Genomic DNA, 22,374 nt, shown 5'->3' with positions numbered 1-22,374 from the left:
CGATAAAGATGTCGTCGAGACGAGCGGAGTTCCCCGACCCATCGAGCACTGAGGCTCCGCTCACAACACGCTTCGTCACGTGCGGCGGCTAGCTGCTGAAGCTGTAGACGGTCGTAGCGGTGAAGGTCTCGCCCGGCCGCAAGACGGTGCTCGGAAAATTCGCATGGTGCGGCGAGTCGGCGAAATGTTGCGTTTCGAGCGCGATCGCTCCGGGCTTTCCTGTGAACAGCTGCATTCCGGGCTGCGTCGTTTCGACTTCGATCGAGCGGCCGGAATTTGGATCTGATAAGGTCGCGGCGCGGCGCAACGAGCCGTCCCATGCGTCGAGTACGAAATTACAGTCGTACTTTTCCGTTCCCACGGGACGCTCGGTGCGAAAGTCGCGTGCGACATCGACCGGGGCAATCGTTCCGATCGGGATATTCTCAGCATTGGTCGGTGTGTACGCCGATGCCGGAATTCGGAGCCGATAGTTCTCGATTGGCGTTCCCGCAACGCCGCTCAGATTGAAGTAGACGTGATTGGTGAAGTTCACGACGGTCGGTTTATTGGTCGTCGCCATGTAGTCAATGCGCAGCGCGTTCGCATCCGACCACGAATATGTCACGCGGCATTCAAGTGCGCCCGGGAATCCCTGATCACCATCGGGGCTATGAATCACGAACGTGACACGCGCGCCTAATTGCTCTGCCACGTCCCAGGTACGTTTGGAGAATCCGTCCGGCCCGCCGTGGAGCGTGTTGCCGCCTTCGTTCGTTTCGAGCTTGTAGGTCGTGCCATCGAGCTCGAACGATCCGCTCGCTATTCGGTTCGCGTAACGCCCGATGATCTTCCCGGCGCTGCCGCCTGCGTCGACGACAATATTCGCGCGTGATCCGGCCCGATCGGGAACGATCACGCTGGTCATAGCACCGCCCACCGGTGTGAGCGATACGGTGTGTCCATGGGTGTTCTTTAGTGTCAGTTCATCCATCGATGAGGGGTTTCGTCAGGTTCTGGTTTCACCCCGCGCTCGACTAACGTATTGGGAGTTGGGAGTGGTGGTGGAGCAGGACCGGCACTCGGATTGGTCCACGACGAGCCATTCGCGTATGTAGCTGTGACTACGTCACAACTCGATGGTTGATCAATCGATTCAAAAAACTCCGATGCGGGAAACTCGGGAATTCTGCTGTTAATCCAATGCTGGACGAGAGCTCCCGTGGAGAAATTACCCGCGTCGACAAAATCGTGGCCTCCCGTTCCGACGTGGGCTCGAAAGACGATGGAACGCAGTGTGGCCTGTGCAAGATTTCGAAAACGGACCCACAGCTGACCGTGATCGTTGAGTGCGATCACGAGTTTGCAAGATAGCACCCCGACCGGATCGTTCCTCGAATTGGGAAATATAGCGGGCACCGTTTCGGATTTGTACGGCGCGACGGTCGGAAAGGCGGTAGATGGAATCGTCGCAGCAGGATCGCGCCAGATGGAGCCGTTCTCCCGTTGGGCCGCGACAAGACGGCACGCTCGTGGCTCATCAAGGCCGGCATAGTATTGTTCGAAAGTCCTATGATATGGCGGATCAATAAAGAGCCGTTGCGCAACGAGTTTACCCGGTTCGAAGTTTCCTCGAGCCGTGAAATCGAGATCAGCGGCGCCGAAATTCACGCGCCATGTGACTCCCGACAGTGGCACTGGTCCATCATTGACGAAGCCGATGTAAAGAACCGCCTTGTTCGGCACACTCGTTTTACCATGATATGTAATCTGCAATCTGCACGTTCCGACATGAACGGTCGGAGCCTGAACCTGCTCATCGTTAGCTAACGAGGCCGTAGCAGCTTGAGGGCTGATGCATAGTAACAGGATGAAAACGAGCCAACGGATGAATCCCATTGGCTCGTTTGTATCGCGAGTATCTGGACCGACTCTGAGAATGCGGGTGTGCGATCTAGTCCATAGGTAAGGCGTACATATTTAACTACATCCGCTCGTTGATCCGCACGTGTCGCATTTGAGGCACGTGCCGTTGCGGACCATCGTGAACTGACCGCACTCGTTGCAGGCGTCGCCACTGTAACCTTTGGCGACTGCAATCCGCGCAGCTTCGGTTCGTGACACCGTTGCCGTACCGACACGCGAGTGCCCGTTGCCATTTCCGTTGCTCTCACCGCCACCTGCGAGGGCTTGCGGGCGTACCGGTGGTGGTGTTTGCGGACGCAAAACTTCTTGACGCGGCTCCTGCCCGCCCATGTGGAGGTGCGAGCTGCGCGGGTGAAGCTTGTCCTCGATTGCGCGCGGCTTCGGGTCCATGTAGCGAACTTCGACCTCTTCCTCAGCGACATACTCGGCGGCATCACCCATCGCATCGACTTCCATCGACGGCTGAACTTGTGCCAAGTCGTAGCGTCCGAGATAGCTGACCGCGAGCTCGCGGAAGATGTAGTCGAGAATCGAGGTTGCCATCTTGATATTCTCGTGCCCAACGACCGGGCCGTTCGGTTCGAATCGCGTGAAGGTGAACGCTTCGACGTATTCTTCGAGTGGGACGCCGTGCTGTAAGCCAAGACTTACGGCGATCGCGAAGTTGTTCATCAAGCTGCGGAAGGCTGCGCCTTCCTTATGCATGTCGATGAATATCTCGCCGAGCGTTTGATCGGTGTACTCTCCGGTGCGCAGGTACACTTTATGGCCGCCGATGACGGCTTTCTGTGTATAGCCGCCACGCCGGTCGGGCATACGCCGGCGCTTCGCGATATAGCGGTAGACGACACGCTCCGCGATTTGGACCGGCGTTTCGTAGGCAGAACTCGGCTGAGTCTCGTCGATATCGCCGCCGAGATCGACGCTGCTCGCAAGCGGTTGGGAAAGCTTCGAGCCATCGCGGTACAACGCGACCGCCTTGCACATCCGCTCCCATGAATAACGATAGGTCTCTTTGATGTCGCCGATCGTCGCATTCTGCGGAAGGTTGATGGTCTTCGAGATAGCGCCGCTGATGAAGGGCTGGGATGCTGCAAGCATGTCGACGTGCGCGATCGGGCGGATGAAGCGCGCACCGTGTTTACCGCACGGCGTCGCACAATCGAAGACCGGCAGATGCTCGTCTTTGAGGAACGGCGCACCCTCAAGCGTCATTCGGCCGCAGATATGGTCGGAAGCTTCATCGATTTGCGCGGGCGTGAAGCCCAGCACGTCGACAAGAATCGAAGTGTTGATGTCCGCGAGCTGTTCGTCGGTCATACCGAGCTTCGATTTGCAGAACTCGTCGCCGAGCGTCCAGCGATTGAACGGGAAGGCGAGCTCGAATGATCCGAGCAGCGCCTTTTCGATCCGATCCAATGCTTCGTCATCGAAGCCTTTGGCTCGCAATGTCGCACGGTTGATGTGCGGCGCTCCTTCGAGTGTGTTCGTGCCTTTGGCGAACGTCTCGATGCCTGCGATCTGTTCGGGCGTGTAGCCGAGATGCTTCAATGCCGAGTCGACAGATTGGTTGACGATCTTGAAGTAGCCGCCGCCGGCAAGCTTCTTGAACTTAACGAGCGCGAAATCAGGCTCGATGCCGGTCGTGTCGCAATCCATCAAGAGTCCAATCGTGCCGGTCGGCGCGATAACCGTGACTTGAGCGTTGCGATAACCCGCGATCTCGCCGATTGCAAGGGCGTGATCCCACGCATGGCGTGCGGCTGCCCACGTCTCTTGTGTGAACAGGGTCGGCGCGTGCGTGATCGGTGGAATGGTCAGCCCTTCATACTCGCTGCGCGGCGCCTGATACGCAGCGCGACGATGGTTGCGCATGACGCGTCCCATCGAATCGGCATTCTTAGGGTAGCGCGCGAACGGACCGTACTCGCGCGCCATCTCGGCCGAGGCTTTGTAGGCGGCGCCGGTCATCAAGGCCGTGATCGCACTGCACCAGCCGAAGCCTTCCTCTGAATCGTACGGCAGCCCCATGCGCATGAGCAGCGTCCCAAGATTCGCATAGCCCAGGCCCAGCGTCCGGAAGTCGTATGATTTCTGTGCGATCTCGCGCGAGGGGAATTGCGCCATCAGGACGCTGACCTCGAGCGTGAACGTCCACATCCGGCACGCATCGCCGAAGCGTTTCGGGTCGAAGCGCCCGGTATCGTCCGTGAACTTGACGAGGTTGAGGCTCGCGAGATTGCACGCCGTGTCGTCGAGGAACATGTATTCCGAGCAGTTGTGCACGACGATGCCGTTGGCCACGAAGTGAGCCGTATCAAATTCGGTGAGATCGAAGACCAGCTCAACGCCGAGCGCTTTGATCTGCGAAACTTCGTCGGTGAGGACTTCACGCGAACGCTCGAACGGCTCGCCGCCCTCGATCGTGCGCGCAAAACGCGAACGTGAGTGTGCGGCAATGCGAATGACGCCACGATCGCGATAGATCTTGCCTTTGACGCCGAAGTTAAGAAGAAGAAGCTGGACCTGCCACAGCAGCTCCATCGAGCCCGACGAAAACTCGCCGCACTCATCGAAAAGCGCCCGTAGCAGCATCGCTATCGAGGTACGATCGAGTTCGTAGATCGATGGTGCGAATTGCAAGTGTCCGTCTTGCTGGATGAACTCATCGACCGCTTCGGCGCCGGCGAGGCCGTTGCCGACCGCGACGAGCGACTGTGAACCGACACGGGCTGCGAGCGCAAGCAGCGTCGATTCGTCGAGCGGGCGCGTTCCGAAACCGGACCCGCGCAAGACGACGCGTTCGCCGATGATGACGTCCGCAAGCGCGACGTCGCCGCGCTCTTCGGTGAGAATCTTATGATCGGCAGTCAGTCGCAGCTCGTAACCGGCGCGCGTGCGCAAACGGTAGACGCGCTTCGCGCCGGTCGGAAATATCCTTGAGACGAAATGCGGTTTGCCGTCCGAACCAATGACGAAGGCCGAGCGTCCGACCATCGAGTCGATGCGCGCCAAACCATCGGCGGTGGCAACGAGCGTGTCGCCGGTTACGCACGGATTGCTGGCGTTGATGCGGCCGTCTTCGGGGCACGTATGCCACTCGTTGATCGTCGTATCGAATTGCAAGCCCGGATCGGCGCATTGCCAAGCAGCAACCGCGATGTCTTCCCACAGCTCCGAAGCAGGGATTGATTTCGAGACTCTGCCGTCGGTTCTCCAGCGCAGATCCCACTGTCTGCCGGCGTCGAGTGCCGCGAAGAAATCGTTCGACATGCGAACGGTATTGTTCGAATTTTGTCCCGAGACGGTCGCGTATGCAGCCGAGTCCCAATTGGTATCGTACGTCTCGATCTCGAGCGCCTTGTAACCTTGGCGAGCAAAATCAAGCGCGTACTGGACATTGGCTTGAGGGATCCCGTTCGAGAGCGCGGTTCGCATCGCAGAGCGGAGCTGCGGGTTGAGCGTCGGATCCAAACGTGCACTCTCGGGAAGTGTCTCGTCTTGTGCCGCGCGCATGATCGCATTGAGACTGCGCTCGCAAACGATCGAGCCTGCAACGAGGTCGGAGACCTTTTGTTCTTCTTTGACTTTCCAGTTGATGAAGTTTTCTATATCAGGATGATCGATGTCGAGGATCACCATCTTGGCTGCGCGGCGCGTGGTGCCACCGCTTTTGATTGCGCCCGCAGCGCGATCGCCGACGCGCAAGAACGACATCAATCCGGACGACGTGCCGCCGCCGGAAAGACGCTCTCCCTCGCCGCGTAAATTGCTGAAATTCGATCCGGTCCCCGAGCCGAACTTGAAAATGCGCGCTTCACGAACCCAAAGGTCCATGATCCCGCCTTCATTTACGAGATCGTCGTTGACGCTTTGGATGAAGCAGTTGTGGACGATGACGTTGTTCGTCAGGAAATTGTGACTTTCGGTCTCGATATCATAGACGTCTTGATCGCTGACGTACTCGATTGACTGGATGACTTCGTCGCGCAGGCCGGCAACACGCCGGCCGGGCAGCGTCAAGGCATTGCTCAGCTTCGTCCTCTTGTCGGTAGATACAAAACCAATTAGCGATGAAAACTTTTCCTTGGCGTCTTTCCAAGCAATGACGACATGATGGTAAGGCTGGCGATCTTCTCTGGAGTCGTTCCCAACGGAAATTCGGTTATAAATTCCCAAATGAGAAAGAATCCGCGAGACGCCGTCAGCTAGTTTTGGCGATATCGTTCCAAAGACAATATCACTAGAGGCACGATCCTCTCTAATCCTTACACAGCCGTCAGCTTGAAAGAGGGCACGAAGATACGCTGATATGACAGTCCGCCCGCCGCTCAAAACAACCGGCGGCACTTGCATCTCGAGGCCACGATCTAGCAACTGGTAACGCTCGACGAATGGCCTTAATTGCTCGCCATAGTACCGTTTACGGCGTACCGATAGGCTTTGATCTATACTCTTTACCGAGCGCTCGTGTGAATGTACGCCTGCAAATACTTCTTGGAAGAGTGCATGAACGTATCCGCGTTCGTCCTCATTGACCGTTATCGCCTCAATTGTGAGGCTGCGGTTAGTTCCAGCTGCATACTGGCCGACGAACCCGTCTGCCTGAAGCCAACCCGCAAGCGCTGCTTCGCTCTCCAGTTTGCTATTTTCGGAAGCGTCAATCGCCGTGTCCGTGCGCTGAATCAAGCGCATGCCTGTCTTCAGCTCGGAAACAAGACGCCAGCGCTTCTGTCCTTTATCACCTTCCGCAGCGAGAACGATGTGGTCCGAAGTTGCATCGATCGCGTTTCCGTTTGCAAGGCGAATTCGATAGACAGATTTAACGCCATTATATTGGACTGCTAGGACGCGGGTTGTACCTTTTGCATCATAAACTGGTAGCCCGATAAGATTCTTGGTGACAATATCACCGATTGCGATCGGGCCGTCGGGCGTGCTGACTGCAGCATAGTATGGCAGGCACGCGTGCGGTGCGGGATGTTCGTATGCGTTGATCGACCGCGTCAGCTGCGCTGACTTGGGATCGACGAAATAGTGACCTTGTGAAGGGCCTTCGATTCCGTACGCCCAGTGCAAGCCCGTGTTGAACCACTGCGGCGAGTTCGGCGCGCCGACTTGACGCGCGAGCATCGCGCACATCTCGTCGTAATAGGCGCGTGCATCGCCCTCGGAATCGAAGTAGCCGTATTTATAGGCCCAATACGTCCAGGTGCCGGCCAGCCGGTTGAAAACTTGGCGCGCATCGTTTTCGTGCGTAAAGTGTTCTTCACGAGGTACGTCGGCTAGCGCGACCTCGTCCGGTACGGAGCGCCACAGCCACTCGGGAATGCCGTCCTCCGGGAGCGTGCGGAGGCGCGCCGGAACACCCGCCTTGCGGAAGTACTTCTGCGCGAGCACGTCGACCGCGACCTGACTCCAGTCGGCCGGGACCATACAGTTCTTAGCTTCGAAAATAAGCGAACCGTCGGGATTGGTGATCCTGGACGTCCGCGCCACGAACGTGAGGCCCGCATAGGGCTCACCAGGACGTGAATACGCGCGCTCAAACTTCATGCCTCGGCGCCTCCAACAAGAACTTTATTGAGCGGTAGCGATCGAACACCTGTTCGATGTCCCAGCACGGGATACGAAGCAAGCGTCGACGCTCGGTGACGAACAGCATACCGCTTCCAAACTTCAAACACAAGATATAGGGGTCAAGATGCTTCATTCTCCACTACATCTAGGTTCCGAGTACCTTGGGCAGAGGCTGTGCGTAACCCGAAATATTCGTGGATGACTGGGCCTGCGGCGGTGGATGCCCGGCGAACAAGGCGAGCGCCCTGTGGAGAGAGGCGGGGATAGCGGGGATGGATGCTCCCTGACGCTTATGCCCGCGGGCTCGCAGAAATTTCACTCGACGGGCTGGCCGAAATGGGCGTGCGCGGTATCATCGTGGACCTCGATAACACGCTTGTCGCGTACCGCGCCGCATCCGTCGAGCCGGCGATCGCGAACTGGGTGCGCTCCGCCCTAGCCCGCGGATTTCGCGTCGTGCTCGTCTCCAACAATTGGAGCGAACGGGTCGCAACCTTTGGATCGCAAATCGGCGTACCGTCAGTACCCAGCGCAATGAAGCCCTTACCGCTGGCGTTCTTGCGCGCGCTCCGCGCGCTGGGAACGCCGCGGGCTGCGACCGTAGTAGTCGGCGATCAGCTTTTTACCGACATTTTAGGAGCGAAAATACTCGGAATGCGCGCGATTCTCACGGACCCGATCTCGGAGCATGGATTTATCACGACGCGTGCGATGCGCGTCGTCGAACGCACGCTATTACGCTGGGCGCGCCGATAGTGGCCGCCACAAACAAGGTTGATGCGGTCGTTTTCGATCTGTTCGGGACGCTACTCGACATCGCGTCGTTGCGTACGCTGGTCGGCACCGCCTTAGGGAAGAAGAACGCAGATGCGTTCGTCCAGCGCTGGCGCGACAAGCAAATCGCGTACTCGTTCGCGGCCACGCTGATGGACCGGTACGATGACTTCGATGCGTTGACCGCGCGTTCGCTGGATTATGTTCTGGCCGCACTCGAGATCGACGCCGATGCCGAGATGCGCACGAGGCTGTGCGACGGATGGCTGGAGCTGCGTCCCTATCCGGATGCGACGCTTGCCCTCGAGGCATTTCGTTCGCAAGGCATGCGCACGGCGGTGTTGACCAATGGAACGCTCGCAACGGCAAAGCGCGCGCTCGCAACCACCGGCCTTGACTCGCTGCTGAACGACGTCTGGAGCGTCGACGAAGTTCGCAAATTCAAGCCGGCGCCGCAAGTGTATGCGCTGGCCAGCATGCGGTTCGGAAAACAACCGTCGCAGATCGGCTTCGTTTCTTCCAACGGTTGGGACGCGACAGGGGCTGCAGCGTTTGGGTTTCAGGTCGCGTGGTGCAATCGCGGCGGACTCCCAACAGAAACGATGCCTCCCGCGCCGGCGCATATCGTGACGTCACTGCAGGAGGTCGTCGCGATTTTTGGCGATTGAACGCCTGACGTAATTCATGGAGAGGTGGCAGAGTGGTCGAATGCACTCGCTTGGAAAGCGAGCAGACCCGAAAGGGTCTCGGGAGTTCGAATCTCCCCCTCTCCGCCAGTCGTACAGTTCCTAGCGACGAAAGAGGGCGCTGAAGTACGCGACCTTCGCGCACTCTTCGGCGAGATCGGTTTGCACATACGCGTCTTCCATCTCGCCGGAAACCGCTACCAGTCCGTGACGCGCGAGCAGCGCGAGCGGGGTTCCGTCGACAAGCGCCTCGCGCGTCGCGTCCGCGAGTGCTTGCGTTCCATTCGGGTGAAACGCAACGATCTTCATGGGCCGCAATGACTCCGTTGACGCAACCGTCTCGCGCGGAAAGAGCTTATCTTCGCTCGACCAGACGACGCAAAACGTCGGATGCGTGTGCACGACGACTTCAATTTCATTGCGTGCGGCATACGCTGCGACGTGTAAACGCCACTCGCTGGACGGAATGCCGTCCTTACGCGGCTTCCCATCCATGTCGATGCGTACGACATCGGATTTGCGCAGAAACCCGAGCGCTTTGCGCGTCGGCGTGATCAGAATGTCGCCGTCGTCGAGCCGTGCACTGATGTTGCCGCTCGAACCCGTAACGAGTCCGCGCTCCCAGAGCGCGTGGGCGCAGCCCACGATCTCTTCGCGCGCGTCGCGCGCTTTCAAATAGCGGCCGGATGCCAGATCGTTTTTGTTTCGACGAAGGCTGCGACGCGATCGAGATCCTCGAAGCGCGCGTCAGTCCAGGCGTCCTCGACGGCGCTCTCGAGGTAGACACGCTTGAGATTCTCGGCTGACATGCGGGTGACGTCGGCGCTCATTTCCGCGTCGGCGCAATACACCGCGACCGCGTTGACGTCCATGTGGCGCGCAAGATGCGGAATCAGATCGGCACGTTTTCCGGTGAGGATATTGAGCGCTCCGGCGTGCATGTCGCTGGTCGCGACGCACTCCGCAAAAACAATCGCCGTGCGCGGATCGGTTTCGGATGCAATCGCAACGACGCTGTTGCCGCTGACGAGCGGAGGTATAACAGTGCTGACGAGGCCGAGTAAACTCGGACGATCGGGAGCAACGACGCCGACGATCCCCATCGGCTCGGGCGTGGAGAAATTGAAGTGTGGACCGGACACGGGATTGCGCGCAGAGAGAACGGCCGCGTATTTGTCGCACCAGCCCGCATACCACAAGACGCGGTCGATCGCGAAACCGACTTCGTTGCGCGCGTCTGCGCGACCCAGGCCCTCATCGGCCAAACGATCCGCGAGCTCGGCCCGCCGGCCTTCCATCATTTCCGTCAAGCGATAGAGGATCTGGCCGCGAAGCGCGGGCGTCGTCCCGTACCATGCTGCTTGTCCGCTGCGCGCAGCCACAATCGCGTCCCGAAGATCTTTGCGTGATGCGCGCGCAACGTTAGCGTCGCCGAATGCATCGCTGCGCCCGGATTCGCTGCGCGTGAACTGCCCGCCGACGTACAGCTTGTACATCTTGCGGACCGCTAAGCGATTATCGGCGTCCTTTTTCGCCATACGGCGACTTTTGCGCCGGCTTGCGTTGGCACCCGCTTTTGCGGGTAACACGGCCCTATGATGCTTAAGCGTTCATCTCATAAGAATGGTCATAAGAAAAGCCAGCCGTTCCTCTCCGACGTCAGGGAGTTGCGGCGCCGTGCGCAAGCGGCGATGGAGAAGGGTGCCGTCACGTCAAGCTACGGACTCGACCCAAGCGAGGCTGTCAAGGTCTTGCAAACCGCGCTTGCGACGGAGGTCGTCTGCGTCTTGCGCTACACCGCCAACGCCGCGGCCGCGATGGGCATCAACTCCTCAGAAGTCAAGGCAGAGTTCGAAGAGCACGCCAACGACGAGCTCGTGCATTTGCGAAAGATTGCGGAACGCATCAACGAGCTCGGCGGAACGCCTAACCTCAATCCTGAGGGTCTGTTGACCCGTTCGCACAGCCAATACAGTGACGGGCCGGAGCTGGTTGACATGATCAAGGAGAATTTGATCGCCGAACGGGTGGCTGTCGAGTCGTACACGGAGATGGTCCGTTTCTTCGGCGACAAGGACCCGACGACGCGCATCATGCTCGAGGCGATACTGGCTCAGGAAGAAGAACACGCAAGCGATATGCATGACCTTCTCGTGGCCCGTGAAGGGCGCCCGATGCTGCGGCGCTAGGGGTCGTCAGACACCTTCTCAGCTTCGAATATTAAGGTCGGGGTGAGATGGTGAGCACAGGCCAGCCTGGGATGGTAGGGAAGCGAGGCTGCCCCTAGAAGGACGCCGCCCTCATGCCCGATACCGCCGTTCGCTCCGGCGGTTTATTACGCGAGAGAATGATCATCCGGCGCACGGCCGAGATGCTCGTCTCCGCGTTGCCGCCGGACGTGCTCTTTTCGCGTGTTTGTGATCTACTCGCGTCGCAGTTTAGCGCGCACTTTGTTGCTATTGTCGCGAGCGAACGCAACAAGCTGCACGTGCGCTGGTCGTTTGTTGCGGGCGACGAAGATCCAAGTAAAGCCATCGAAGAGATCGACGTTGACGATCTCGATTCGCAGGCCGCGACGATCCGGTCGATTGCGGATGAACGCGTTGTCCTCTTCATTCCGCTGCGCTACGGACCCGACTGCTTCGGGTTCCTGACGCTGGCCGGCGGTGCGAAACGCTTTACGCCCGAGCACGTAACGCTGCTCGAGACCTGCGCGCGCTATATGGCGGTCGCGATCTACAACGTCACGCTTTCGCAAGAGAAAGAGCGGCTCGAAGCCCTTGCGACACGCGATGCCCTCACGGGCGCCTACAATCGTCGCGCGTTCGATGAACGATTGGTCGATGAATGGCGACGGGCGGTTCGTTCTCACGAGCCGCTTTCGCTTGTGATGGTCGATGTCGACTATTTCAAAGTTTACAACGACTCGTACGGGCACGTGGCGGGCGACCACTGCCTCCAACAGGTCGTACAGGCGCTGATAAGCTGCGTGTCGCGCAGCGGTGACATGGTGGCGCGCTACGGTGGTGAGGAGTTCGTCGCACTGCTTCCCAACACGCCCGAGCAGGGCGGGATCGAAGTCGCCGAGCGGATGTGTAAGAAGGTCGAAGAGCTGCGAATCGTACATCGCGGTTCCGAGCTGGATCACGTCAGCATCAGCGCCGGCGTCGCGACGCTGTTCGCGAACACTGACGACATTCCACAAACGCTGGTCACGACGTCTGACGCCGCTCTCTATCGAGCCAAGGAGAACGGACGCAATCGCGCCGCGTCGAGCACATACATCGGAGAGACGCGCCCCGCACGTCGACGCTTTGAAGGCCGCAGCAACTTGCCGGGACAGCCGACGTCCTTCGTCGGACGCGAAGGCGAGCTCGCGATGATTTCGCGTGCGCTTCCGACGTCGGGAGTCATCTCGATTCTCGGTCCCGGAGGCGTCGGGAAGACACGGCTCGCGATCGCGGCTGCTCAGGCAGCATTACCCACGTTCCCGGGTGGCGCGTGGTTGATCGAAGCCGGCGCGGAGAACAACGGCGACCGTTTGCCCGCAATAGTTGCGCATGCGATGGGGCTTCCCGGTGCGGATCCGCTCGAGGAGTTACTCGCCTCGCTCACGGCATCGCCGGCGCTCATTATTCTCGATTCCTGCGAGCATCTGCTGGGCGCGGCCAAGTCGCTCGTCGCCAATGTGACGCGCCGCTGTCATGATGCGCGTATCGTTACGACCTCGCGTCAACCACTCGAGATCTCGGGTGAAGTCGGCATTCGGCTCGAACCGTTCCCGCTCGCCGACGCCGCGAAGCTTTTCATAGCTCGAGCGCGCGATGTGCGTCCGCAATTCGCACCAGGTCCAGAAGAAGACGCAATTGTTCGCGAGGTCGTTGGGCGCGTGGATTGTCTGCCGCTGGGCATCGAGCTCGCGGCGATGCGCCTGCGTAACATGAGCCTGCACCAGCTCGCGGAGCACGGCTCGCCGCTTGCGCAGCCGACCGATCTGCACGATAGAATCGCGTGGAGCTTCGACATGCTGAGCGAGCCGGAGCGCCGCTTCCTCGCGCGTCTCTCGATTCTTCGCGGCCCCTTTGATGAGGAAGCTGCTCGCGCGATTGCCGGCGGCGAGGCTTTCGATGGCCCAACGAGCTTCGAGATTCTCACTCAGCTGGTTGAGAAATCGCTGGTACAAGTCGACCTCGAGAGCGGACGATACCGGTTGCTCGCGACCATCGCCGACTATGTCAGCGTCCGGCTGGCGGAATTCGATGAGCCAACTGCGCTGCGCGCGGCGGCGACGCGGCACTATGCCGGCGTCGTCAGTGCCTTGCGTAGCGAGCTGCAAGCCGGCGCGTCGCCGGAGATATTCAACCGCTATGCCGCGGTCTGCGAGAACGTTGACGCCATCCTTGAGGGCGCGCTCAACGGTGAAGACGTCGAGAGTGGCGCCGCGCTCGCGGCCGGCATGGCGCTCTTCTGGATCGAGGCTGGACGCAACAGTACGGCCTCGCGCTTTTTGGATTTGGCGATCAGCCAAGGCGACCGGCTCTCGCGACGGCGTTTACTCGACGTCCTCGAAGCCGCGATCGAAATTCAGGCTGCGGGATCCGATGCCGAGCGGCTCGAGCATCTCGCCGAGCGCTTCCGCGCCGAAACTGGAACGAGCAATGACGGTGCGGAGACCGCGCGCGTCATGCTCGCGCTTGCACTTGCGCGTCAGGCCCGAGCGCGTTTCGACGAAGCTGGGTCGCTCTATCACCACGCAAGCAACGCCTTCCGGATCGCGGGCGAAGCGCGTTCGCTCTCACGTGCGCTCCTCGGCTGGTCGGGAATCGTTGCGGAGCAAGACAGCGATGTCTCGCGTGCGATCGCGCTCCTGACTGAAGCGCTCGATGCATCCCGCGCGAGTGGTTCGGCCTCAATCATGCTCGAGGTTGTTAGCGAGCTCGTCGAGGTCAATCTCCAGCGCAACGACGAGACCCATGCGATCGAAGTCGTTCACGACACTGCCGCACAGTGCCACGAGTTCAACGACGACGCATCCATTGCGTTCACGACGTTGCTGCTTGCACGCATCGAGCTTCGCTCGGATTCGATCGTCGGACGGATGCACGCGCGCGATGCACTCGAGGCCCTGCGCGAGTTCGCGCACCCGGGTCGCCTCGCTGCTTGCTTCGAGCTCTTCGTCCGCATGGCGGTCGACGCTCAGCAGGACGAGACCGCGGCGCGACTCTTGGCGTTCGCACAAAGTCTGCGGCGCACGCACGGCATTGCCGGGAGTCTACGTGAGCGCCGCGAGATTGCACGCCTCTCAGAAATTCTCGAACGGCGCATGGACCGCACGGCGCGTGAGCGAGCCTCGCGTGAGGGTCGTGCGATGGCGCTCGAAGGCGCCGCGCATCGCGCGCTTACGGAAGGCAAGAACGCCTCCGCGGAGAGCACCGAAGCACTGATCCTCGCCTAGGGAGAGTCAACCTCGGGGCGAAGAGGCGCGAGTTCGCTTATCGGAGGTTACTTTTCGCGTGGCAAAGATCAAGGTCAAAACTACTCTCGTCGAGCTCGACGGGGACGAGATGACGCGCATCATCTGGGAGATGATCCGCGAGCGCTTGATCAAGCCGTATCTCGACGTCAACCTCGAGTACTACGACCTCGGGGTCGAGTACCGCGATAAGACCGACGACAAGGTCACGCTCGATGCGGCGCGCGCCATAAAGAAGTACGGTGTCGGCGTAAAATGCGCGACGATCACCCCCGACGAGGCACGCGTCAAGGAATTCGGCCTCAAACAAATGTGGCGTTCACCGAACGGAACGATCCGTAACGAACTCGGCGGCACGATCTTCCGCGAGCCGATCATTTGCCGCAACATTCCGAAGCTCGTCCCGAACTGGACGGAGCCGATCATCATCGGCCGTCACGGCTACGGCGATCAGTACCGTGCGACGGAGATGTTGATCCCGGGTGCCGGAAAATTGACGATGCGCTTCGAGCCGAAAGACGGCAGTCAAACAATCGAACGCGAAGTGTTTGTTTTCAACGAACCCGGCGTCGCGCTCTCGATGTACAACCTGGATGAGTCGATTCGCGGATTTGCACGCGCCTGTCTCAACTACGGCTTAGCCCGCAAATATCCGGTCTATCTCTCCACCAAGAATACGATTCTCAAAACGTATGACGGCCGCTTCAAAAATCTCTTCGAAGAGATTTTCAACACCGAATTCAAAGGCAAGTTCGACGCCGCGGGTCTGACGTACGAGCACCGGCTCATTGATGACATGGTCGCCTCGGTGTTGAAGTGGCACGGCAAGATTGTCTGGGCATGCAAGAACTACGACGGCGACGTGCAGTCCGATACGGTCGCGCAAGGTTACGGTTCGCTCGGGCTGATGACTTCGGTTCTGATGACGCCCGACGGCAAAACCGTTGAGGCCGAGGCCGCGCACGGCACGGTCACGCGGCATTATCGCTTACATCAAGCGGGCAAGGAAACGTCGACCAATCCCATCGCGTCGATCTATGCCTGGACGCAAGGCTTGACGTACCGCGGCAAGATGGACGAGACGCCCGACGTGATCCGATTTGCCGAGACTCTCGAACGTGTGTGCGTCGACTTGGTTGAGACCGGAAAGATGACCAAGGACCTCGCGATTCTCATTGGTCCGGACCAGCCTTTCCTCAATACGCAGCAGTTTCTTAACGAAATTGACACGGAATTACAGCGGAGGATGGCGCTCGTTGGGTCCGCTTGAGCCCGAACTGTGGTAAAATGTCTGCCTGATGGCTACTCGCCGGGGCCCTGAACTGCAGGGCGTGTACCGAGACGAAGTCGAGCGCGTCATTCATGAGGACGCGTTCGAATGCGCGTTTCGCGCCGGGATGTATAAATTCGGCCGCCTATCGAACCGCCGGATCCTCGAGTTGCTGCATGTCACGGCCCGGAGCGCCGAGATCGAGCTCGATGCCGACGATACCGACCTCCTCGACCGCTGGTTCCGAGCTTACTCGGCGTATTTTCACGAACTGAAGAGCCGTCAGCATCTGACACTTCGCCGCGCCGGCTAAACGCGCGCGAGCGCGTCGCCGTGCAGCGCGCGCGCTAATATCTCCGCACTTTCGACGAGACGTGGTCCGGGGCGACTGACGTACGCATTCCCGTCGACTGCGAAGACGCGTCTTTCGCGAACGGCGCGCAATGCACGCCACGCGGGATACACGTCGAGCTCACGGATCGCATCTCTCGCGGCCGGAAGATCGTAACCGCACGGCGCGACGAAGACAACGTCCGGGTCGGTTTCCGCAATCGCGTCCCACTCGAGCTTTTGCGAGTTGCCTCCCGCATTTGCCAGTACGGGTTTTCCGCCCGCAAGCTCGATGATGTCGGGAATCCAATGTCCGGCATTCATCGGCGGATCGGGCCACTCCAGCAGCAACGTGCGCGGATGGTACAGCACGCTCGTCGTCGTGCGCAGCGCTGCGACGCGCGATCGTAAATTCGCAAGCACTGCGGGCGCACGTTCCGCGACGCCACAGATGTCTGCGACCGTCTCGATCGTTCCGAAGACATCTTCGAGACTCGCGGGCTCGAGAGAGATCACGCGCGGATCGCTGCGCAAGCGTTTTGCAGCGCCCGCCACGATGTCATATGAGACGGCGCAAACCGCGCACAACTCTTGCGTGATGATCAAGTCGGGCTCGAGCCGTTCGAGCAGCTCGCTGTCGAGCGCGTACAGACTCGAGCCTGCATGAACGTTGGCGCGCACGTGCCGATCGATTGAGCCCGAACGCCCAGGGCCCGTCTGGAGTGATTCGGGCAGCGTCGTTCGCGTCAGCTTCGGCTTTGCGAGCGCCTCCGGTGGGAAATCGCACTCGTGCGTTACGCCGACGACCTGTTCGCCGAGACCCAGGCCGAAGCAGATCTCCGTCGCGCTCGGGAGCAGGCTAACGATGCGCACGGAGTGCTAGTCGTTTACCGTCCGGAATTTTGCGTACAGATACGGATAATCGCCGTAGTACCAATTCCGGAAGCTGCGGCGAATGTGTGCGATCGTCGTCACCGGCGAAGCGCCCTTGACGACGTAGTGTTTGCCGTCGAAGAAGTCGGCCGAGTACTGCGGGTAGGACGGGTGCGGCTCGAAGCCTTCAAACGGCGTGAACGGCGTCGAGGTGTGTTCCCACCCATTGCCGATCAACTCGGCGACACCGAACGCGCTCGTCCCCGCGGGATATGAACCAGCCGGCGCGACGTCCCAACTTTGAAAATCGAAATTGCCGTGCGCGCGCGTCGGAGCTGCCTCGCCCCACGGATACGATTGCTCCTCGGCCTGTGGCGTTCCGAAAGCAGCGCGATGAAATTCCGGCTCGCTCATGACACGGCGGCCTGCCCAGGACGCGTATTGGCGAGCCTGTTCGCTGCTCACCCAGACCGGCGCCGCCTCGAGCATCGGTAGAACGGCCCACGCGGTGAGAAGTTTGAAGCCGCCGCCGGCCTCGACCCAGAACGAGGGCACCGGCCCACCATCCCGCACGAACGCCATCCACCCACGATTCGTAACGGGATAGACGTCGCACTCAAACCGAGGTACCTCGACACGATGTTCTTCGAACTCGTTGTCCCACCCGAATGCGACCTCACTCCGCCGGGCGCCAAGCGTCGCAACGCCGGCTGGGATTTCAACACGGCGCGCAGGAGGATGCTCGGCGTCACGCGGTTGCGCATAATTGTCGGGACGGACCTTATCCTCGAGCGGCATGCGATGCAAGATGTATGAAAACGTTTCGTGATGCATCGGCTCGTGTTCGAGAATCGTCCACACCGTATGTGCGCGTTCCTTGCGCAGATCGCCCTTGACGTCCATCGGTTCGTTGCACAGGATATCTTCGACGGCAGCATCGCACTTCGCGCCGAACTCCCACACCTGCACACGCGACGGCCAGGCTGCGCGCGATGCTGCTGCAGCGGCCGCGGCGTCGCTCGGATCGATTCCGCGCTCGAACAGTGTTTGCAGTGCAAGATCGATCGGCGGCCGTCCGAACGTCTCGTAGGCGAGTTTATTGAACGAAAACCCCGGCAGATGCCCTTCGTAAAAGAGGGGCGGGTGACGCAACGGGATGGGACGTGATAGATACGCGTGCGGCTGGACTCGATCGAACAGGTAACGCGACCATAAGCGGTTGCGGCGGTACCAGTCGATAAATCCGCCCTGATCGAGGCGCGGCTGCGCAAGCGTCGTAGTCACGATGGCTGCTTACCCGTTTTTCGCGGGGACCACTTGGGTTTCTGCGAGTGCTGCAACAATGAACGGCTCGATCTCTTCTGGAGGGACTGGTCGGGAGTAGTAGTAACCCTGGACCCGGTCGCACGAGTTTCGACCGAGAAAATCCAGCTGATCCTTGGTCTCCGTCCCCTCGGCGCAGACGTCGAGATTGAGGTTGTGCGCCATTGCAATGACGGTCTTGACGAGCGTTGCATCGTCATTTTTCGTAATGACGTCAGCCACGAACGACTTGTCGATCTTGAGCGTGTCGATCGGAAAGCGCTTGAGATATCCGAGCGATGAATAGCCCGTACCGAAATCATCGACGGAGAAGCGGATCCCGACGTCGCGTAGCCGCTTCATGATCTCGGTCGAACGTTCGGCGTCGCCCATCGCTACGGATTCCGTGATTTCGAATTCAAGCGTCTCCGGATCCAGGCGGGTCGCGTCCAGCACGGTCTTTGCGCGTTTGAGCAAGTCCGTCTCGTGGAACTGGCGCGCGGAAAGGTTGACGGATATGCGCAGTTTCGGAAGGCCACGCGCCTGCCACGCGACCACTTGCCGGCACGCCGTTTCCATCACGAGCTCGCCGATTAAGACGATGACCGAGCTGGACTCTGCATTCGGAATGAAGAGGTCGGGACGAATCAAGCCGAGCTTGGGATGACGCCAGCGGACCAGCGCTTCGAGGCCAAAGAGACGGCCGGTGGCAAGCTCGTACTGCGGCTGGTAGTAGACAAGGAACTCGCCGCGCGAAAGCGCCTTACGCAAGGCTTTCTCTTGCTGCAGGCGCGTCGTCATCGCCGCATTGAGAACCGGCGTGTAAAACTGAACGAAGTTGCGGCCTTTTTCTTTGGCGCGATACATCGCGACGTCGGCGTGCTTGAGCAACGTCTCGCCGTCGCCGCCGTCATCGGGATAGATCGAGACGCCGAGACTTGCCGTAGCATACTGCTCGTAGCCGCCGATGATGATCGGCGTGTCGATCGCGGTGCGAATCGACTCGGTGAAGACCTCCATGTTGGCCAGCTCGCGTTCGTCCGTCAGCACAATTGCGAATTCGTCACCGCCCATGCGCGCGACGGTCCCTCGAGCACCGACGCGCAGTCGAAGGCGTTCTCCGACGACCGAGAGCACGGCGTCCCCACGCATGTGCCCGAAGGTATCGTTGATTTCTTTGAAGTCGTCGAGATCGAGAAAGATGACCGCCAGCTTTCGACTGTTACCGCTGGTGGCGATCTGCGCGACGGCCTCGGCCAAGCGCTCGACGTACTGAACGCGATTCGGCAATCCCGTGAGCGTGTCGAAGTAGGCAAGGCGATGCAGCCGCTCGTGGGCGCGCCGCCGGTCGATCGTGTTTCCGACAAGGGCGCTGATCAACTGCGCAAGATCCCGGTCCGTCTCACTAAAGCCCGGCTTGCGTGCCGCTTTCGAAACGAAGTTAAGGGTTCCAACGACGCTGCCGCGCACGTTGATCGGCGCGCCGATGTAAGACCGGTACTGAGTTTTCTCGCCGTCTTCGCTGAGGTAGTCGAGACCACGAAGATCGTCGAGTGCGAGCGCGCCGTCACTCGCGAGCGCGAGACGGCACAAGCGTTCCGAGATCGCATCGTCCGACGTTGCGCGGTCGAGCTCGAACACCGCGCCGGCATCGCATCCGAGCAAACGGCAACCCAGCGTCACCGTGTGCGCGATGTGCTCGTCGGCAGACTCGGTCGTAACCGCCGCCGCTAGAAGAAGCTCACGAATGCGTAATGTATCGGACGCGACAAAATTCGCTCGAGCTTTCGTAGCCGAGCGTTTCTTGACGACACGACGTTTCTTGCTAGCGATGGCTCAAGTATTCGCGTAGGCCGAGCCAGCCACCCTCGCGACCAAAGCCGGATTCGCGGTATCCACCGAACGGTGAACTCGGATCGAATTGGTTAAACGTGTTGCACCACACTACGCCTGCGCGCAAGCGCTGCGCGACGTACATGTTCTTCGATCCCTTGTCAGTCCAAACGCCGGCCGAAAGCCCGTACGGGGTGTTGTTCGCTTTTTCAATTGCCTCGTCGGCGGTGCGGAATGTCAGCACGGAAAGTACAGGCCCGAAAATCTCTTCACGCGCGATGCGAAAACTCGGCGCCACGCCGGTGAAGAAGCTGGGCGCGAACCAAAACCCTCGCTCCGGCAACGCACACGGAGCTTGCACGAGCTCACCACCTTCGTCGACGCCGCTCTGCACCAGCTCACGAATCTTTTCGAGCTGCGCCCGCGAATTGATCGCACCGATATCGGTGTTCTTGTCGAGCGGATCCCCGAGTCGCAAAGTCGCGATGCGCCTTCGCAAGCGGCGCGTGATCTCGTCGTGAACGTTCTCCTGAACCAGCAACCGCGACCCCGCGCAGCAAACATGTCCCTGATTGAAGTAAATTCCCGCAACGATCCCCTCGACGGCCTGGTCGAGCGACGCATCGGCAAACACGATCTGCGCGGCCTTACCACCCAATTCCAGCGTCAGCCGCTTCTTCGAGCCCGCCGCCGCGCGCCGAATCTGCCGTCCGACTTCGGTCGAGCCTGTGAACGCAAGCTTATCGACGTCGCTCGCGACCAAGGCGGCGCCGGTCGCGCCGTCGCCGGTCACGATATTGACCACACCGGGCGGAAGGTCGGCTTCGATGCAAATATCTGCGAGAAGAAGAGCGGTGAGCGGCGTCGTCTCCGCGGGTTTCAGCACGATCGTATTCCCACACGCGAGGGCCGGAGCAATTTTCCACGCGGCCATGAGCAGCGGGAAATTCCACGGCACTATTGCGCCGACGACACCTAGGGCTTCGGCGTTCGGCGAACCCGGCAGCGCGTAGCGAAGCTTGTCGGCCCAACCGGCGTGATAGAAGAAGTGCGAGGCGGCCTGCGGGATGTCGAAATCGCGTGATTCTTTGATCGGTTTCCCGCCGTCGATCGTCTCGAGGACTGCCAGCTCGCGTGACCGTTCGGTTATCGCCCGCGCGATCCGGTATAAATATTTGGCTCGTTCTTTCGCGGGGAGTTTGCGCCAGTATTTTTCGTAGCCTCGGCGCGCGGCCGCGACGGCTTCCGCGATGTCTTCGGGAGAACCGTAGGCGATCTCAGCCAGTTTCTCTTCGGTTGACGGACTGATGCTGTCGAAATACTTGCCGTCGGCCGGCTTACGCCATTCGCCGCCGATAAAGTGTTCGTAACGCCGGCGCAGCTTGACGGGGGCCGTCGATTCGGGTGCGGGAGCGTACTCGAAATTAATCGTCGCCACTTCAGTCTCGCGTGTAGTAGTCGATGCCAGCGTAGTGACCTGTGAGCTCTTTCTCGCGTTGCATCAACAGGTCGTCGAGCAAGGCAGACGCTCCGATGCGGAACAGATCGGGCGAAAGCCAGCGGTCGTCGAGCGTCTCTTTGAGCAACACGAAATAGGCGAGCGCTGATTTTGAGGTTCGAATTCCTCCGGCCACCTTCAAACCCCGCAGCTCGCCGGTTCGGCTCTCGAAGTCGCGTAACGCTTCGGCCATGCACAGCGCGACAGGCAACGTCGCCGAGGTGCCGATCTTGCCGGTCGAGGTCTTGATGAAATCGGCCCCGGCGCTAAGTGCCAGATCACTGGCGCGCCGAATCGCGTCGTACGAGCCGAGCTCGCCGGTTTCGAGAATCGCTTTAAGGTGCACGGGTCGTGCGGCGGCAGCGCAAACGCGCTTGACCTCGACGATCTCGTCAAACACGCGACGCTCGTCCCCGGACAGAAACGCGCCGCGATCGATCACCATGTCGATTTCATCGGCGCCCGAGTCGATGGCGGCTTGCGTGTCCTCGAGCTTGACGTCCAGCGACGAAAGGCCGCTCGGAAATGCAGTGGCGACCGATGCGATCTTGACGCTGGTTCCGGCAAGGACGGATTTCGCGGTCGCTACCAAATTCGGATACACGCATACGGCCGCGACGCTGCGGACGCCGGGTGCCGGCGAGAGCGCCTTGGCGCACATCGAGCGTACGCGACCCGGCGAGTCACGGCCCTCGAGCGTTGTAAGATCCATGCACGCGATCGCGAGCTCGATACCGGCCTGCTTTGTCGCAGCCTTGATCGAACGCTTTGCAAACTGCGCGGCACGCGATTCGAGCATGACGGCGTCAATACTCGGACTCTCGGACGGGAGCACTGAGACGGTCAGCAT

General features: G+C 60.2%; 16 protein-coding genes and 1 tRNA gene. 7 read left to right on the top strand and 10 right to left on the bottom strand.

Going from position 1 to position 22,374, the window contains the following annotated elements:
- Positions 1-88 precede the first annotated feature (88 nt).
- From VGG22_04615 to VGG22_04605, 3 genes are all read right to left on the bottom strand, one after another.
- Positions 89-973 carry an aldose epimerase family protein gene (locus VGG22_04615; GenBank protein HEY1727639.1) on the bottom strand — a complete coding sequence of 295 codons (885 nt, stop codon included), beginning with the start codon at positions 971-973 and terminating at the stop codon, positions 89-91.
- Positions 961-1,878 (bottom strand): hypothetical protein, encoded by a 918-nt coding sequence (locus tag VGG22_04610; protein ID HEY1727638.1) that lies wholly within the window; start codon positions 1,876-1,878, stop codon positions 961-963. The genes VGG22_04615 and VGG22_04610 overlap by 13 nt, the downstream gene beginning before the upstream one ends.
- Positions 1,879-1,959: 81 nt before the next feature.
- Positions 1,960-7,461, bottom strand: a complete 5,502-nt coding sequence (locus VGG22_04605; protein ID HEY1727637.1) for an LAGLIDADG family homing endonuclease — start codon at positions 7,459-7,461, stop codon at positions 1,960-1,962.
- Between the two features lie 300 nt (positions 7,462-7,761).
- Here VGG22_04605 and VGG22_04600 point away from each other — a divergent pair, with 300 nt between their 5' ends.
- From VGG22_04600 to VGG22_04590, 3 genes are all read left to right on the top strand, one after another.
- Positions 7,762-8,241, top strand: a complete 480-nt coding sequence (locus VGG22_04600; protein ID HEY1727636.1) for a YqeG family HAD IIIA-type phosphatase — start codon at positions 7,762-7,764, stop codon at positions 8,239-8,241.
- Positions 8,241-8,927 (top strand): haloacid dehalogenase type II, encoded by a 687-nt coding sequence (locus tag VGG22_04595; protein HEY1727635.1) that lies wholly within the window; start codon positions 8,241-8,243, stop codon positions 8,925-8,927. The genes VGG22_04600 and VGG22_04595 overlap by 1 nt, the downstream gene beginning before the upstream one ends.
- A gap of 18 nt (positions 8,928-8,945) precedes the next feature.
- Positions 8,946-9,035, top strand: a tRNA-Ser gene (locus VGG22_04590).
- Between the two features lie 12 nt (positions 9,036-9,047).
- Here the strand turns inward: VGG22_04590 and VGG22_04585 are convergent.
- Together VGG22_04585 and VGG22_04580 are read right to left on the bottom strand one after the other, a co-directional pair.
- Positions 9,048-9,590: a class II aldolase/adducin family protein gene (locus VGG22_04585; GenBank protein ID HEY1727634.1), complete on the bottom strand. Its 543-nt coding sequence runs from the start codon at positions 9,588-9,590 to the stop codon at positions 9,048-9,050.
- A gap of 26 nt (positions 9,591-9,616) precedes the next feature.
- Entirely contained in the window at positions 9,617-10,483 is an 867-nt protein-coding gene (locus VGG22_04580) for an aldehyde dehydrogenase family protein (protein ID HEY1727633.1), read from the bottom strand.
- A gap of 57 nt (positions 10,484-10,540) precedes the next feature.
- On the opposite strand from VGG22_04580, the gene VGG22_04575 reads away from it, so the two are divergent.
- From VGG22_04575 to VGG22_04560, 4 genes are all read left to right on the top strand, one after another.
- On the top strand, positions 10,541-11,134 hold the full coding sequence (locus tag VGG22_04575; GenBank protein ID HEY1727632.1) for a ferritin-like domain-containing protein: 594 nt from the start codon (positions 10,541-10,543) through the stop codon (positions 11,132-11,134).
- Positions 11,135-11,247: 113 nt separating this feature from the next.
- Entirely contained in the window at positions 11,248-14,400 is a 3,153-nt protein-coding gene (locus tag VGG22_04570) for a diguanylate cyclase (GenBank protein ID HEY1727631.1), read from the top strand.
- A gap of 58 nt (positions 14,401-14,458) precedes the next feature.
- Positions 14,459-15,688 carry an NADP-dependent isocitrate dehydrogenase gene (locus VGG22_04565; GenBank protein ID HEY1727630.1) on the top strand — a complete coding sequence of 410 codons (1,230 nt, stop codon included), beginning with the start codon at positions 14,459-14,461 and terminating at the stop codon, positions 15,686-15,688.
- Positions 15,689-15,716: 28 nt separating this feature from the next.
- Positions 15,717-16,001 (top strand): hypothetical protein, encoded by a 285-nt coding sequence (locus VGG22_04560; protein ID HEY1727629.1) that lies wholly within the window; start codon positions 15,717-15,719, stop codon positions 15,999-16,001.
- Here VGG22_04560 and VGG22_04555 read toward each other — a convergent pair.
- The 5 genes from VGG22_04555 to deoC all read right to left on the bottom strand — a co-directional run bounded on the left by VGG22_04555 (position 15,998) and on the right by deoC (position 22,374).
- Positions 15,998-16,891 carry a cobalamin-binding protein gene (locus tag VGG22_04555; GenBank protein HEY1727628.1) on the bottom strand — a complete coding sequence of 298 codons (894 nt, stop codon included), beginning with the start codon at positions 16,889-16,891 and terminating at the stop codon, positions 15,998-16,000. The two genes, VGG22_04560 and VGG22_04555, sit on opposite strands and share 4 nt — an antisense overlap.
- Positions 16,892-16,897: 6 nt before the next feature.
- The gene (locus VGG22_04550) at positions 16,898-18,175 is read right to left on the bottom strand and encodes an SUMF1/EgtB/PvdO family nonheme iron enzyme (protein ID HEY1727627.1); all 1,278 of its coding nucleotides are present in this window, start codon (positions 18,173-18,175) and stop codon (positions 16,898-16,900) included.
- A gap of 9 nt (positions 18,176-18,184) precedes the next feature.
- The gene (locus VGG22_04545) at positions 18,185-19,876 is read right to left on the bottom strand and encodes an EAL domain-containing protein (protein ID HEY1727626.1); all 1,692 of its coding nucleotides are present in this window, start codon (positions 19,874-19,876) and stop codon (positions 18,185-18,187) included.
- Between the two features lie 142 nt (positions 19,877-20,018).
- Complete coding sequence (locus tag VGG22_04540; protein ID HEY1727625.1) at positions 20,019-21,464, bottom strand: aldehyde dehydrogenase family protein; 1,446 nt, start codon at positions 21,462-21,464, stop codon at positions 20,019-20,021.
- Position 21,465: 1 nt separating this feature from the next.
- Entirely contained in the window at positions 21,466-22,374 is a 909-nt protein-coding gene (gene deoC / locus VGG22_04535) for a deoxyribose-phosphate aldolase (GenBank protein HEY1727624.1), read from the bottom strand.

The sequence above is a fragment of the Candidatus Baltobacteraceae bacterium genome (assembly GCA_036489885.1).
In the GTDB taxonomy this organism is placed as follows: domain Bacteria; phylum Vulcanimicrobiota; class Vulcanimicrobiia; order Vulcanimicrobiales; family Vulcanimicrobiaceae; genus JAFAMS01.
This window is presented reverse-complemented; position numbering and strand designations above follow the sequence as displayed.